Genomic DNA, 1066 nt, shown 5'->3' with positions numbered 1-1066 from the left:
ATGACGATGGCGGTGAAGCAGACGGGGCAGCCGAGTTTTATTGAGGCTTGGCTCCCGAAGGGAGCAGGTGCCAATGCAGCGCTGGATCGGCTGTCGGGGTTAGTCAAGTGGTACCGGTTCGAGAAGCTGATCGGCCATTTGCGGGATGAAGGGAGCCCCGGTCGTCCAGGCTATCCGGTGCTGGTGTTGTTTCGCGCCCTGCTATTGCAGTCGCTCTATGGTCTGTCGGAACGCGAGCTCGAAGAGGCGCTGGGCGACCGGTTGTCGTTCAAGCGCTTCGTCGGTCTAAGCCTCGAAGATGCGACACCCGACCACACGGTTCTGAACCGTTTTCGGAACCAGCTGGTTGAAGAAGGTCTGTTGGAGAAGCTGTTTGGCGAACTGGATCGTCAGCTTGAGAATGCCGGCGTCATCCTCAAGCGCGGCACGATGCTGGACGCAACCTTGATCCAGGCGGTGTCGGCTCCTCCCAAGGAGGATCGTCCTTCAAACGATCCCGACGCCCGTTTTGCCAAGCGGCAGGGCAAGAGCGGTTCGACCTTCGGTTACAAGGCCCATGTGGGTGTTGATGAAGGATCCGGCTTGATCCGCGCGGTGCTGACGACGCCCGCCAATGTCAACGACACCACGCCGGCTGATGAGTTGATCCGTGGCGATGAAGCCGTGGTGTGGGCCGATGCGGCTTACGATACCCATGCCAGACGAGCCCGGCTGAAGGCGGAAGGCAAAAAGCCCCGCATCGCCCGGCGTCCCAACCGCCATCACCCAGAGTTGCCACCGAGGCTCAAACGCTACAACCTACTCATCTCTCGACGACGGGCGACGGTGGAGACCACCTTCGCTACCCTCAAACGCCGGATGCGGCTGACCTACATCCGTTACGTCGGTCTCATGAAGGCAAGCGGACAAATCCTGCTCGCCTCCATCGCATTCAACATGAGGAAATGGGCCGCGATCGCGGCCTGAGCCGCCCGCCGAGGGCGACAATCACAGTCTTGGCCGGAGCCTGTCGCGACCCAGACCTTCTCTCTCGACGTCTTCAGCCTCAAAAGCCAATAGCGCAACA

General features: G+C 60.7%; 1 protein-coding gene. It reads left to right on the top strand.

Annotated elements, in window-relative coordinates:
• Window positions 1-6 precede the first annotated feature (6 nt).
• Window positions 7-966: an IS5 family transposase gene (locus tag AC0L30_RS42985; RefSeq protein ID WP_007601392.1), complete on the top strand. Its 960-nt coding sequence runs from the start codon at window positions 7-9 to the stop codon at window positions 964-966.
• Window positions 967-1066: the final 100 nt, after the last annotated feature.

Source organism: Bradyrhizobium sp. MI1.11 (assembly GCF_055811255.1).
This window is presented reverse-complemented; position numbering and strand designations above follow the sequence as displayed.

What these genes read in the sequence shown, in the direction of transcription:
- AC0L30_RS42985 (WP_007601392.1), top strand. Translation starts at nt 7, where the DNA reads ATGGCGGTGAAGCAGACGGGGCAGCCGAGTTTTATTGAGGCTTGGCTC.